Source organism: Gilliamella sp. App6-5, assembly GCF_001690525.1.
Classification (GTDB): domain Bacteria; phylum Pseudomonadota; class Gammaproteobacteria; order Enterobacterales; family Orbaceae; genus Gilliamella; species Gilliamella apicola_H.
Genome location: NZ_LZGT01000101.1, coordinates 25037 through 38871, shown reverse-complemented (window position 1 = coordinate 38871; position 13835 = coordinate 25037). Strand labels below are relative to the sequence as shown.

Here is a 13835-nt window from a genome sequence, read left to right as displayed (position 1 = left end):
GATTATATTAATAAGCTTTTTATCGTTTAAGAATAAACTATTTACACAAAATTTTCATATATTTAAAATGCATAGTTTCACTTATTAATCTAAGCCTTTTCTTTACATTTAGCAACAAGCTGAGATGTTGAATAACCTTCGACTCGCTCAAGTATTATTGCTTTGCCACCATAACCAATTACTTTCTGTGCTTCTGGCCAATTATCTACAGAATATCCCTCTTTAGCAATGATATCTGGGCGAAGTTCATCAACTAAACAACTAGCATCATCATCGTTAAAAACGATAACATAATCAACAAACTCAAGAGATGCAAGTAATGTAGCTCTCGTATTTTGATCCTGAATAGGTCTATCATTACCTTTATACTTTTTTATCGACTCATCAGAATTAACACCAACGACTAAAATATCACATAGCTTTTTCGTTTGCGTAAGAGAACTTAAATGCCCTAAATGCAATAAGTCAAAGCACCCATTAGTAAAACCTATTTTTTTACCTTGTTTTTGTAAATTACGAATAATTGGTTTGACTTCTTTAAGGCTAATGTATTTATTTGTATCACAACAGTGATTTTGATATTTTTTTGCCGATAATTTATGTTTTAATTCTTCAAAAGACACTGTAGCTGTGCCTAATTTACCAACAACTATCCCTGATGCAATATTAGCTAATTGCATAGCTTGGGCTAAAGGTATTTTTGCCCCTAATGCAATACCTAAAGTAGCTAAAGATGTATCTCCAGCCCCAGAAACATCAAAAACTTCTTTAGCTTCAGTTGGTATTTTAACGATACAGTTTTTATCTTCACAAGATATATAAGCCATTCCATATTCACTCAACGTAACTATAATATTTTTTATACCATATCGTTGGAAAATAATATCTGCACCTCGTTTCAACTCGTCATCAAAATCAGCTTTTTCAGGATTAAGCCTAATACCAGTTGCATCAAAAAACTCTTTGATATTAGGTTTAATCAAAGTAGCGCCACGATATTTAGAATAATCGTTGCCCTTTGGATCAACAATAACGGGAATATTAAATTCATTACACAGGTTAATAATCATTTGTGTGGTTTCTTGATTCAAAATACCTTTATTATAATCGGATAATAGGACAATATCTGTCATCTTAATTGCCTGCATAACTAATTTATAAAACTTGGGCAATAATTCAGGTATAAAAGGTAATAACTTCTCTTCATCAGCACGAAGTAAATGATTATGATTTGCAATAAATCTTGTTTTGATAATGGTGGGATGATTTTTTAAACTATAAAGATGACTATGACTGCCTGCACTTTTTAATAGTGAAGCAACAAGTTTACCATTTACATCACAACCAACAAATCCTAAGAATGTTGGTTTACAACCTAGTTTTGCCAAATTAGCAGCAACATTACCTGCTCCACCTAACATGACTTCCTCACGATCCAATTTAAAAATTGGTACAGGTGCTTCAGGTGATATACGATCAACCGTCCCATATAGAAAGCGGTCTAGCATAATATCGCCAATAACCGTAACTTTTGTGTATTTAAATTTATCTAGGTAAGAATAAAATTCATTCATTTGCTATATCCCCCAATTTTACTATTTTAATATTTTTTTAATTTCTTCAAAGATAAGAATTGGTTTAATACTTTTCATACAAGTATGATTATTTTGTTTATTTATACAATACGATGCCCAATTATCATTTATCCATTCACAACTAACGGGACATGCATTGGAAGAAATATTTACATTATTTGAATAACCATAAAAATTTGATGATGTAGGTCCAAAAATGACTACTGAAACGCTTCCATTTAAAGATTTACGTAAATGAACCATTCCACCTTCTCCATCAATATGCAAAAATGAATTTTTTAAAATTGCTTTTAATTGATTTAATGAAGTTTTCCCTACTAAATTTAGATCAACATCATCGATGAACTGACATCTATCTGCTGAAACACCTAATTGCACAATTTTATATTCTTTAAATTCACTTTTTATTAGCTTAACAAGAGAATTGTAATAATCAAGTGGATAAAGTTTTGTTGATTCACAATGAGGATTTGTTCCGTCAACGCCTCGATTAAGAGTAATAAATTTTCCCTCATGTAAACCAAATGCTTTTAAAACCTCTTTATCGTTAAAAATAGAGGGTACAAATTTGTAATTATCACCAGAAATATTCAAATAACCATAAATATCAGGCTGCTGCATTCTATTTTGCCTATTTATAATAGAGTATTGAATACTTAAAGAATCAATTTGAGGTGGTTGATAAACAATTTTTTTATTTAATTGGTAGAATTCCTCATACAATTTAACTAATTCCCTTGTTTTCGGATTTGAATTAGCATCTATTAATGATAAATGGTTATTAACAATAAAAGGAAAACGATCGATTCTGAAGTCTAATAAATAAATACTTTCATCTTGGTTCCACTCTGTTACAGGATAAACATTAAAACAGGAATCTCCTATTAATTCTTGAACTAAAAATTGATTTTGTACAAAAATATCGATACATTTAATTTCATCTTTCAAAAATGCTAATAGATAAGAACAATAATTAAAACTAATCAATATATCACCGATGCCTCCAGTGACAAAAAATGATATTCTATCTAACCTATATTGAGTTTTACGTGATTTATTAAATTGTGAACCTAATTTAAACTCAAAAAGCTTGCAGAAATTCCACCATATCAATTTTATTGCAGCTTTTTTATGTTTATTAGAATAAAGCAATTTATATTTATTGACTTTTTGCTGTAATTTATCGAAGTAGCTCATAATTAATTTACTCATAACGTGCCAATGTTTTAAGCTATTATTATTAATAATAATAGTTATTAATACGCATTATATTGAGCCAACTTTGTTACTATTAATCTTTTTAGCAATTTTTATAATTAAAATCACATCCAATAACATGACAAAATCGCTCTTTCTATAAGGCGAGCCATTATAACTCAACGTGCAGAAAATTATTAGAAAAACTACTTAGTATTCAAACTAATTGCTTAAATTAAATCACTATATAAATTATAGCAAAATCATTAAAACATTATTTAACAAAACAATTAAAATTTAATAAATTATTATGAAACTATATACTAGTGCATCTTTTCATCATGATTTAAAACTTTTTTCACCTCTTTAAAAACTTCATAAGGGCTTATACTTTCCATACAAATATGTTTATTAGTACGGTTAATACAGGTTTTACTCCAAGTTTCATTTAGCCATTCACAGCTAAAAGGACAAGCTTTTGATGAAATATTTATATTAGTTACATATCCATAAAAATCTGATAATGTAGGGCCAAAAATAACAACTGATACGCCACCGTTAAGTGCTTTTCGCAAATGAACCATTCCACCTTCACTATCAATATGTAATATAGAGTTTTTAAGTAATACTTTCAGTCCATCCAGAGAAGTTTCTCCCACTAAATTTATATCAACATTCTTTATTAGTTCGCATCGCTCAGTAGAAGCACCTAATTGAATAATTTTAAAATTTTTAAAATTATTTTTAATCAATTCAACTAACTTATTGTAACAAGCTACATTCCATAATTTTGTCGATTCAATTACACTGCCTTGATTATCTACGCCTCTGTTGATAGTAATATAACTTCCAGGCTCTAATCCTAAGTTATTTAAAATTCTTTTTTCATGGGAAACTTTAGGTGAATATTTAAAATCACAACTAATATTTAAAATATGTCCTATATCAGGCTGTTGTATTCTTCTTTGCCCATTAATCAGGGAATACTGGTTTGTCATACCATCCATAAAAGGGAGATATTCAAAAAAGCGGGGATTATTTGCATAAAATTCTCTATAAACTTGAACTAACTTCAGCAATCTTTCATTTTTACGATATTTTGAATAAACAATGTTATCCTCTAATATCTGAGGATATCGGACCAATCCAATCTTTAATAAATATTTATGGGATTCCTCACTGGTATTTGAATAAATATTAAAATCAGCTCCTCCATCTAATGCTTTTACCATTCCGGCATTATTAACGTAAATATCAATACTAATATTGCATTTTTTTAAATATTCAAGCAAATAACAAGCATAGTTAAAGCCAATTAAAATATCGCCAATACCACCAGAGAAATATAATGCTATTTTATTAAAATTGTCCTTAGATATCTTTTCTTGTTTGTTTCTAAGACTAAATAGTTGAACTAAGTTCCACCAAATTAATTTAATGGCTATTTTTTTATTGTTAAAAAAATATTTATTTTTATATTTATTGACTTTTCTTTGCAACTCATCAAGATAACTCATACTAGATATTAACCTCTTGTATTACTTTAAATTTAAAATTAAAAACATATCTTAACTGAGAATCAGGTGGAGCTATGAAATAGCATATTGATTGTATACTACAGCTCATGTTAGAAATTTTATACTATAAACAACTAATTTGGAAAGAAAAATAGTTAATAATAGTTATTAAATTTATTTAATTATTTGTAGGAATTATTCCCGTTGTTTACAGTAATTAAGAAAAACTACGGTAATGAAGATACATAAAACAACAAAACTAACTTCTTATCACAAACAAGAGATATGGCACCTCTATCATAAAGAAGAAATAACCGTCACTGATTTGGCTAAACGCTTTGGTCAGTCGCCAGACCATTTATCACATACTAAAGAAAGCTCACTTAAAGCTTTTTGTCCCTTTAGCCAGTAAGAATGAACGTTATTGGTATTAAACATCTGGTTAAAGTTGAAAAATCTATTAAAGATAAATTAAGACGACAAGCTAAACCCTATAAAAAACCTATCTGGGCGAAATGCTACACGTTGACATCAAACGTTTATCATTACTTAAAAATAAAACGAAACAAAAGACACGAGAATATTTATTTGTTTGGCATTGATAATTTTCCACGGGAGTTTTATGCCGCCATTTATTCGGATAACGTAAATGAATATCAAGGAATAGGCAAACATCTATTTGTTAAAAGGTGTAATAATCATCTAATAGACCCAAAATTCACTAAACCAGTCATCCCACAAACAAATGGAAAAGTTGAAAGAGTGATACGCGCTTTAATGGTGATATAGCATAATCAACAAAAACTTAAAGATTCAAAAGATAGAAAAATTTAATCAATTTATTCAGTATATTACCTATAACCTAAATTACAATTTGGGGCATTAATCTATACTGTTTATCATCAATACTCCAAATTAACACTCAAAATTTTACTGATTTTTTCAATGATAAATTGAGTATCTAAATTAGAAACAGGATCCCCCAATTCGGTTCCTCTATTTTCATTTGTAAAAATTAATTCAAAATTATTACTTATCGGTGCCCAAACTTTGTTTAAGTCAAAGCATAAGTTATAACGATTATTATATACTGCTACCATAGGGATGTTATATGCAGATGCTACATGAACAATGGATGTATCAACAGTAATAACCAAATTAGATAAGGAAACTAAAGCAGACGTAACAATAAAAGAAGGATTCTTATTGATATAAACATTAGGTAATTCATATATAGACGCAATTTCTTTCTGCTCACCTACAACGATAGTAATACAATTTTTTTGTTGAGCTAAAAATTCAGTAATTTTTTCTATCTGCTGAAGTGAAAAACTTTTTGTTTTAGTTGATCCAAACGGATTAAAAACAATAATAAACTTGTTTAATCCATTACAAATTTTCTCTACAAACTTCTTAGCTACTTGTAATTCTGTATCTTGTACATTTAAATAATATTTAGTGATATCATAATCGATACTTAAAAAATTAAGGACCATGCAACTTCTTTCCGTTATATGAGCATCATAACCTGAATAGGAAATTGATGTGTCATATTGTTTATACTTTGGCTGATTGAAGCCTAAGGTATGCGCTGGCTTAAAAGAAGATATTATTTCCACTCTTCTTAGACTATTATTTCCCTCATCATATAAATCAATAGCAAGATCTATTTTTATTTTTTTTATACTTCTAATAAATTTTTTAATATTTTTCTTGTTAAAAAAAAACGCATTATCAACTTCTATGAAATGATCAAATAAAAAACTAAGCCGATCATCAGCTACAACACTAACATTGTAATTATTTTTTCTTAATTCATAAATGAGAAAAGATGTTACAATAGCATCACCGATACCATAATCGCACATAACGATCAAAATAGAGTGGCATTTATCAAGATCAAATAGACTTTTTACTTTTTTTTGCCTATTTAATTTAACTGTTCTAAAAATATTTTTAAGCTCCTTAAATTTATTATTTCTATATCTATTAAATCTTTTTAAGATTTCAATCATAAGCTGTATATCCTATATTCTTTGTATTATTTTAGCTTTCCAGATAAAACCTACCGCCCTATCCCATATTCCCGCAATTTATTCGCAATCGCCGTATGCGATACACCTAGTCTTTTAGCAAGTTTTCTTGAACTTGGGAATTGGCCATATAATTTTAATAAAATCTCTTTCTCAAATTGTTTAGTCATTTGATCTAAAGTTTTATTTTCAATATTGCTAACCCATGATAATTGCGATGTGCTTGAAGTTGGTAACACGATATCTTTGGCGGTTAACTTAGGCGCTTTCAATTGCGCCAATGCAGAATAAAGGATATTTTTAAGTTGCCGTACATTACCCGGCCATGAATAACCAGTTAAATAATCAATGACATTATCATCAACTGTTGGTGGAATGATGCCTTGTTTATTGGCAAACTCATTAACAAAAATGTGAACCAGTAGCGCAATATCATCTTTGCGCTCTTGTAAAGAAGGTAAATTAAGCGACAACACATTCAGTCTGTAGTAAAGATCTTTTCTAAATTTACCTTGTTCGACCAACTCAGCTAAATCGACTTTTGTAGCGCAAATAATTCTTACATCAACATAGACTTCATCATCATCACCCACACGGCGAAAATAACCATCATTAATAAAACGGAGTAATTTGGTTTGCATTTGAAAAGACATTTCATCAATGCCATCAAGCAATACAGATCCACCATTAGCTTGCTCAAAAAAGCCTTTTTTATTCTCAATAGCACCAGGGTAGGCGCCTGCTGCATGTCCATATAATTCACTTTCGACCACATCATCAGGCATGGCTGCACAGTTTAATGCTAGAAAGGTTTGATCACCGCGTGGACTATATTGATGGCAAGCATTAGCCAGTAAATCTTTACCTGTGCCAGTTTCACCAGATATTAATAATGGTTCGCGTTGTATAGAAAAGGCTTTAGCTTGAGCAATGAGTTTTTGCATAACCAAACTTTCGGTGGCAAAAATATCAAAAGCATGCCCACCCACTACTTTGATTTTTGATAATCGTTTTTTTAGATAATCAATTGATTGTAAAATAAATAGGGTTTTAGACGATCCCATTACTCTTTGCAATAAAAAATGCTGAGAGTTTAAAACTATGATCGTATCATCTTGTTCATCTATATTGATTATATTATCAAGATTGAAGATCTTTTGATAATCAAAAGGTTGATTTAATACTAAAGCATGCTCAGAAAATAACGCCTTAGCGACATGATTATACGCAACCAGAAGTTGGTTATTATCAATTTCAATGATTGCTACTTGCATAGTTTGCCCACTTTTCACTAAGTTTTACTAAATTATCACGTCGATATTGCCACTCAGAACTTTTCGTTAATTCTGAATAAGTCATTTTTGTATTGGTTAGTAAACGTTTTGCTTTATCTGATGTTAAAGGATGAACCTTATCTAACGCCGTCAATTGGTCTAAAATAGCTAACGTCCCTTGTCTATTGTTACAAGCCAAAAGCAGATCACAGCCTGCGGATAATGCCGCTTGCGCTCGCTCGGCATAATTGCCCATTATTGAAGCGCCTTCCATTGATAAATCATCAGAAAAGATGATACCATCAAAATGCAATTGCTTACGAAGTACTGTTTTAAGCCAATACGATGAACCACTAGCCGGTTTATTATTAAAAGCAGGATAGATAACATGAGCAGGCATAATCGCATCGAGTTTTTTATCGGCAATAAGCTTAGCAAATATTTGCATATCATGTTCAATCAACGATTTTTCACGATCATCAATGGGTGTTTCTTTATGTGAGTCAGCAATCACATGACCATGTCCCGGAAAATGTTTGCCCGTTGTTTTCATACCTGCTGCATGCATACCATCAATCATAGCAGAAGCAACTTGATAAGCGATATTAGCATCTTGATGAAACGAACGTGTACCAATAGCTAAGCAGTCATGACCTAAATCTAACACTGGCGCATAGCTAAGATCGATATCAAAGGCAATGAGTTCCATAGCAAGTACCCAGCCGGCATCAAAGGCTAATGACTTAGCTTGCTCTAGATTATTAAGCGCCGCAAACGATTGCGCAGGAGGAATCGCCGTAAACCCCTCTCTAAACCGCTGAACACGCCCACCTTCATGATCGACCGAAATTAATAAACGCTGTGAAGAAGCCGCTCGAATCTGTTTTATCAATGCCATTAATTGAGCTTGATCTTGATAATTACGACTAAATAAAATCACCCCTGCAATCAATGGATTTTTCAAAAGCACTTTATCTTCATCGGTTAATGAAGTACCTTCGACATCAATCAATAATGGTCCCATTTATTCATGTGCCTCTGAAACGTTATCTTTATTAGTATTTTGTTGTGAAGAGAAGTCTTTCGATGTCACTTTTGTTAAAATTTCTCCGCTTTGTGTTGATAGCAATTCGACTGAAAGATTAGCATCATTACTCTCAGTTGGTACTTTATATATAGTTGTAAATAGCACATATCCAGCATTGATTGATTTAGCTAACCCTATCATCTTACCACGTGACACAAACTTATCATCAGCCGAAATACCTAACGCTTGTTTAGCTTGGTTTGTTGACTGCCTATTGACGACTGTAAACATATTTTGTTTATTCATCAATTGATGTAATGCGTCATCAATTTGATTTGTTACAAGATAATCACCGCTACGATTTTGAATGTCACTAATTAAAATAATTTTATTGTCATTATTTGAAAGTGACACGTGTAATATTTTATTTACAAATGGTAATAATATTGTGTTCCAATCAGTTTGTTTAACGATCTGAGGCGGTGTTTCAACTACCCCAGTATCATCAGGTTCAGTGACATCAACGGGTGGTTTTACTTCAACTTTTGGGGTATGACTAATAAGATGACAACCTGCTAATACACAAGTCATTGCACTAATAACAAATAGGCGTTTTATCTGTTTCATATAATATTTAACCTATTAATCGACCTAAATTTTTACCACCTAATAGATGCATATGAATATGAAAAACTTCTTGCCCAGCATCTTTATTACAATTCATGATTAAACGATATCCGCTTTCATCAATGCCTTCTTGGTTTGCAATTTTAGCTGCGACAATCATCATATGCCCTAATAACGTTTCGTCTTGTTCAGTGATATCATTTATGGTTGGAATAAGTTTGTTAGGAATAATTAAAATATGTGTCGGCGCTTGAGGAGAAATATCTCGAAAAGCGGTCACTTTGTCATCTTGAAAAACGATATCGGCAGGGATTTCTCTTCGAATAATTTTGCTAAAAATAGTTTCCTGAGCCATCAAACTTCTCCTTTTATACAAACGTCTATGCGTAAAATTGATATATACTGACAAGCATAACATATTTTAATAGCAAAAATGTATAGAAATCGTTACATATTTAAAATACATTTTTATATAAAAAACGGTGCAAAACTGTGTAAATTTTATTTATCATTTAAATGATATTGATAGTTTGTAAAATAGTTAACCAACACCGTAAAAAACACTCAGATATATAACTGATTATATTTATCTTTTATATTTTACGTTTCAGATATAATATGAAGCTATATCTTCTGTTAAAAACTAAGATAAAACAGAAGTTTCCTTCATAAAAAAGTAATACAAGTCCTCAAGTCACCTTATTATATTCATTTGTCAAATATGATAAGTTGATATATAATGCCCCGTCGATTTCAACCGCCTATTTTCATGTTCCTTGCTTTCAATGGGTTGCGGTTGCCCCGACAGAAAGCTGATTAATCCGTAGGGAGCGATAATGCGTCATTACGAAATAGTATTTATGGTTCACCCAGACCAAAGTGAACAAGTGCCAAGTATGATTGAACGTTATACTGGTACGTTAACCACTGATGGTGGTAAAATCCATCGTCTAGAAGATTGGGGTCGTCGTCAATTAGCCTATCCTATCGAAAAACTGCACAAAGCACACTATGTGTTAATGAATGTTGAAGCAACTCAAGAAGCTATTAATGAGCTTGAAGATAACTTCCGTTTCAATGATGCAGTAATTCGCAGTTTAATTATGCGCACCAAACACGCTGTAACTGAAACTTCACCTATGTTAAAAGCGAAAGATGAGCGTCGTAGCTCTGAAGAAGATTTTAACGAAGCAAACATGGACGATGATTCCGACGAATAATCGTTTAGTGTTATCGGGTATTGTAAAAAAAACACCGATAAGAAAAATCAGTCCAAATGGGATTTCGCATTGTCAATTTTATTTAGAACATGTTTCTGAGCAGATTGAAGCAGAACTCACAAGGCAAGCATGGTGCATCATGCCAGTGATTGCTAGTGGACAACAAGAGTTAAGTTACGTAAAAAAAGGCAGTAGAGTTTTAGTTGGTGGATTTATAAGTACCCACACTAAACGTAACCAAACAAGCCAACTTGTTTTACATGCTGACCAAATTAAACTATTAGGAGAATAGCCAAATGGCACGTTATTTCCGTCGTCGCAAATTCTGCCGTTTTACTGCAGAAGGCGTTAAAGAAATTGATTATAAAGATGTTTCTTTATTAAAAAGCTATATCACAGAAAGTGGTAAAATTGTACCAAGCCGTATTACTGGTACAAGTGCAAAATATCAACGTCAATTAGCTCGCGCTATCAAACGCGCTCGTTACTTGGCATTATTACCATACACTGACAACCATCAGTAATTAGCAACAGAGGGAACATATAATGCAAATTATTCTACTCGATAAAGTTGCTAATTTAGGCAGCTTAGGTGATCAAGTTAATGTTAAAGCGGGTTATGCGCGTAACTTTTTGATTCCACAAGGTAAAGCAGTAGCAGCGACTAAAAAGAATATCGAATTTTTTGAAGCTCGTCGTGCTGAATTAGAAGCAAAACTTGCTGAGACATTAAAAGCCGCTGAACAACGCGTTGCTGAAATTAATGCACTTGGTAAAGTCACTATCACTTCTAAAGCTGGTGATGAAGGCAAATTATTTGGTTCAATCGGTACTCGTGATATCGCAGATGCAGTTAAAGCTCGTGGTATTCAAGTATCGAAAAGTGAAGTTCGCTTACCAAATGGTGTGTTACGTACAACGGGTGAACACGAAGTGTTCTTCCAAGTACACAGCGAAGCTTTTGCTAAAGTTATTGTTGAAATTATTTCTGAATAATTATCACTCAATACAGATAAAAAACCCGTTAATAAAACGGGTTTTTTATTATCTATTTTCAGTACAATAACAGGCTAAATAAAAAATCATTGAGTTATTGTACATCACTAGACGCTATTAAAAAGCAACTATTTAACAATAATTGATTTACCTCTACCTCGGATATCTGACACCGCTTCGGGTTTATTGTCGGTGATTTTTATGGCTTGAATATCACCGCTAAAATCTTGCTGCTTAAACTGATAACCCATCTGTTTGAGTTGATCTTTTAAATCTTCTGGTACTTTATTTTGAAAACGCTCAATAAAGATAAGATTAGTTGGTAATAATTGATGATGATAACGCGGAGCATCTATTGCTGCTTGTAATGACATATGGTTATCAAAGACATTCGTCACAACTTGAAAAATTGAAGTAAAAATCCTTGAACCGCCCGGTGTACCAATGACCATTTCAACATCATTATTTTTAATAAATATACTTGGCGTCATAGAAGATAAAGGACGTTTATTTGGCTCGATTGCATTAGCATCTTTGCTAACGACACCAAATTGATTAGCAACACCAGGTTTACTACTAAAATCATCCATCTCATTATTGAGTATAATACCTGTACCTTCTATTACAACCGCCGAACCAAACCAGCCATTGAGCGTATATGTATTAGATGCCGCATTGCCCCATTTATCCACAATAGAAAAATGCGTTGTCTGTAATTTTTCGCGATTATTGTCTAAACCAGGTTTAACTTGTTCAGTAATCGAAATAGCTTTTGGATTAACTTGCTTAGCTCTTTGCATCAAATAATTAGCATCAATTAACTGAGTAACAGGTACCCTGATAAAATCAGGATCCCCCATATATTCAGCCCGATCAGCAAAAACACGTTTTTCTATTTCTGCTAATAAGTGAATATATTGTGGCGAATTCACTTTCACCCCTCTGAACTCATTTGCAAGATCTTGTTTCATTAATAAGAGTTGAATTAAACCAACACCACCTGAACTTGGCGGAGGGGCGGTAACAATTTGCATATCTTGCCAGTTAGCAACTAAAGGATCTCGCCATTTAGCCTGATAATTAACTAAATCATTTTCAGTAATTAAACCATCATTTTTTTCCATCTGTTGTGCAATTAATTTAGCAGTTTCGCCTTTATAAAATCCATCACTACCTTGGTTTGCAATACGATCTAAAACTTTACCAAGCTCAGGTTGTTTAAATATTTTTCCTGCTTGCATAGCACCAAAGTATTGCTTAAAGTGACCATTAGCAGGTGCAAGCTCGGCTGCTTCTTGATAACGTTTAACTAGCTGTTTATCTACGGTGAACCCTTCATTAGCAAATCGAATAGCCGGTGCCATCACCTCTTTCCAAGATAATTTACCAAAACGCTGATGCACTGCCCACATACCGGCAACCGTTCCTGGCACGCCCGATGCTTTGTAAGAATATAAACTCAAATTAGGGATCACATTTTTATGTTCATCAAGATACATATCTTTATCAGCTTTGCTTGGTGCAACTTCACGATAATCAATAAAATAAGGCTTACCGTCCATCCAAAGGGTCATAAAGCCCCCACCACCAATATTACCCGCTTCAGGATAAGTAACAGCAAGAGCAAATGCGGTAGCCACAGCAGCATCAGCCGCATTTCCCCCTTTTTTTAAAATTTCTTGTGCAGCAGTGGCGCCATAATAATCGGGCGAAGCAACTGCGCCAGCTTCTAATTTTTGTGTTACGTTTTCGACAGCAAGTACTTGTTGGCTTATCAGTAAAAATACCATAAAGTAGCAATACTTTATCAACTTACGTTTAAGATAAAACATTTTGCACCTCCTAATAAAAGTATTATTTATCGTACCCACTTAACAGCAAAATACATGAATCGCATTAATAAATCATGCAATAATCGGTTAAGGGTAATCATCAATATAGCATAGAAAATAAAAATGTTGAGCAAATATTGATCAGCTAGCTGCAATACAATGGTTTACCCTTACTTGTCATTTACATGGAGTATCAATAATTGCTAATACCAAAAATAAGATGATCAGTTAGTTTTACTCAATAGAGGCTGATAATTTAATATGCAATCGATGATAATAAAACTTATCTACATAGAGCTGCCTATCCATCTTATTTGATGAACATAAGTGAGAAATAATTACACTTTGGTGGAAAATGTTATTAAGAGATGTCAAGGATGATGTATTTTCTTAACACAATTAGCGATAAAAAACATAATCCATTTAAATAAAGCTTATTTTTGTCAAAAAGTTTCAGGAAACACTACGTTTAAGTATAAAACAATAGTAAATTTAGTCGAAATGATTTCTTGACCCT

At 32.3% G+C, this 13835-nt stretch carries 15 protein-coding genes; 6 read left to right on the top strand and 9 right to left on the bottom strand.

What is annotated here, in order from left to right:
• Positions 1-89: 89 nt before the first annotated feature.
• The 3 genes from rfaE1 to A9G24_RS11695 form a co-directional block, all read right to left on the bottom strand.
• Positions 90-1574 (bottom strand): D-glycero-beta-D-manno-heptose-7-phosphate kinase, encoded by a 1485-nt coding sequence (rfaE1, locus tag A9G24_RS11705; protein WP_065639177.1) that lies wholly within the window; start codon positions 1572-1574, stop codon positions 90-92.
• A 21-nt stretch (positions 1575-1595) separates the two neighbouring features.
• Positions 1596-2807, bottom strand: a complete 1212-nt coding sequence (locus A9G24_RS11700; RefSeq protein WP_065639176.1) for a glycosyltransferase family 9 protein — start codon at positions 2805-2807, stop codon at positions 1596-1598.
• Positions 2808-3115: 308 nt separating this feature from the next.
• Entirely contained in the window at positions 3116-4309 is a 1194-nt protein-coding gene (locus A9G24_RS11695; protein WP_065639175.1) for a glycosyltransferase family 9 protein, read from the bottom strand.
• 235 nt (positions 4310-4544) lie between these two features.
• Between A9G24_RS11695 and A9G24_RS12965 the strand changes: the two genes are divergently transcribed.
• Both A9G24_RS12965 and A9G24_RS11690 read left to right on the top strand, forming a co-directional pair.
• Positions 4545-4721, top strand: coding sequence for a hypothetical protein (locus A9G24_RS12965; RefSeq protein WP_176701209.1), 177 nt, complete (start codon positions 4545-4547; stop codon positions 4719-4721).
• Between the two features lie 2 nt (positions 4722-4723).
• Positions 4724-5098: a DDE-type integrase/transposase/recombinase gene (locus A9G24_RS11690; protein WP_065639174.1), complete on the top strand. Its 375-nt coding sequence runs from the start codon at positions 4724-4726 to the stop codon at positions 5096-5098.
• Between the two features lie 113 nt (positions 5099-5211).
• Here A9G24_RS11690 and A9G24_RS11685 read toward each other — a convergent pair whose 3' ends face one another.
• From A9G24_RS11685 to A9G24_RS11665, 5 genes are read right to left on the bottom strand one after another with little or no spacing between them, the layout of a single operon-like run.
• The gene (locus A9G24_RS11685; RefSeq protein WP_065639173.1) at positions 5212-6324 is read right to left on the bottom strand and encodes a glycosyltransferase family 9 protein; all 1113 of its coding nucleotides are present in this window, start codon (positions 6322-6324) and stop codon (positions 5212-5214) included.
• Positions 6325-6374: 50 nt separating this feature from the next.
• Positions 6375-7634: a sigma 54-interacting transcriptional regulator gene (locus tag A9G24_RS11680; protein WP_218056303.1), complete on the bottom strand. Its 1260-nt coding sequence runs from the start codon at positions 7632-7634 to the stop codon at positions 6375-6377.
• The gene (gene nagZ / locus A9G24_RS11675) at positions 7597-8640 is read right to left on the bottom strand and encodes a beta-N-acetylhexosaminidase (protein WP_065639171.1); all 1044 of its coding nucleotides are present in this window, start codon (positions 8638-8640) and stop codon (positions 7597-7599) included. The genes A9G24_RS11680 and nagZ overlap by 38 nt, the downstream gene beginning before the upstream one ends.
• Positions 8641-9270, bottom strand: coding sequence for a hypothetical protein (locus A9G24_RS11670; protein WP_065639170.1), 630 nt, complete (start codon positions 9268-9270; stop codon positions 8641-8643). It abuts the gene before it with no gap.
• Between the two features lie 7 nt (positions 9271-9277).
• Complete coding sequence (locus A9G24_RS11665; protein WP_065639169.1) at positions 9278-9625, bottom strand: HIT domain-containing protein; 348 nt, start codon at positions 9623-9625, stop codon at positions 9278-9280.
• A 481-nt stretch (positions 9626-10106) separates the two neighbouring features.
• On the opposite strand from A9G24_RS11665, the gene rpsF reads away from it, so the two are divergent.
• From rpsF to rplI, 4 genes are read left to right on the top strand one after another with little or no spacing between them, the layout of a single operon-like run.
• Entirely contained in the window at positions 10107-10490 is a 384-nt protein-coding gene (rpsF, locus tag A9G24_RS11660) for a 30S ribosomal protein S6 (protein WP_065639168.1), read from the top strand.
• Positions 10474-10782, top strand: coding sequence for a primosomal replication protein N (gene priB, locus A9G24_RS11655; protein WP_065639167.1), 309 nt, complete (start codon positions 10474-10476; stop codon positions 10780-10782). The genes rpsF and priB overlap by 17 nt, the downstream gene beginning before the upstream one ends.
• Before the next feature lie 4 nt (positions 10783-10786).
• Positions 10787-11014 (top strand): 30S ribosomal protein S18, encoded by a 228-nt coding sequence (gene rpsR, locus A9G24_RS11650; protein WP_025314965.1) that lies wholly within the window; start codon positions 10787-10789, stop codon positions 11012-11014.
• Positions 11015-11036: 22 nt separating this feature from the next.
• Complete coding sequence (rplI, locus tag A9G24_RS11645; protein WP_065639166.1) at positions 11037-11486, top strand: 50S ribosomal protein L9; 450 nt, start codon at positions 11037-11039, stop codon at positions 11484-11486.
• 128 nt (positions 11487-11614) lie between these two features.
• Here rplI and ggt read toward each other — a convergent pair whose 3' ends face one another.
• The gene (gene ggt / locus A9G24_RS11640) at positions 11615-13276 is read right to left on the bottom strand and encodes a gamma-glutamyltransferase (protein ID WP_442902769.1); all 1662 of its coding nucleotides are present in this window, start codon (positions 13274-13276) and stop codon (positions 11615-11617) included.
• Between the last annotated feature and the right edge of the window lie 559 nt (positions 13277-13835).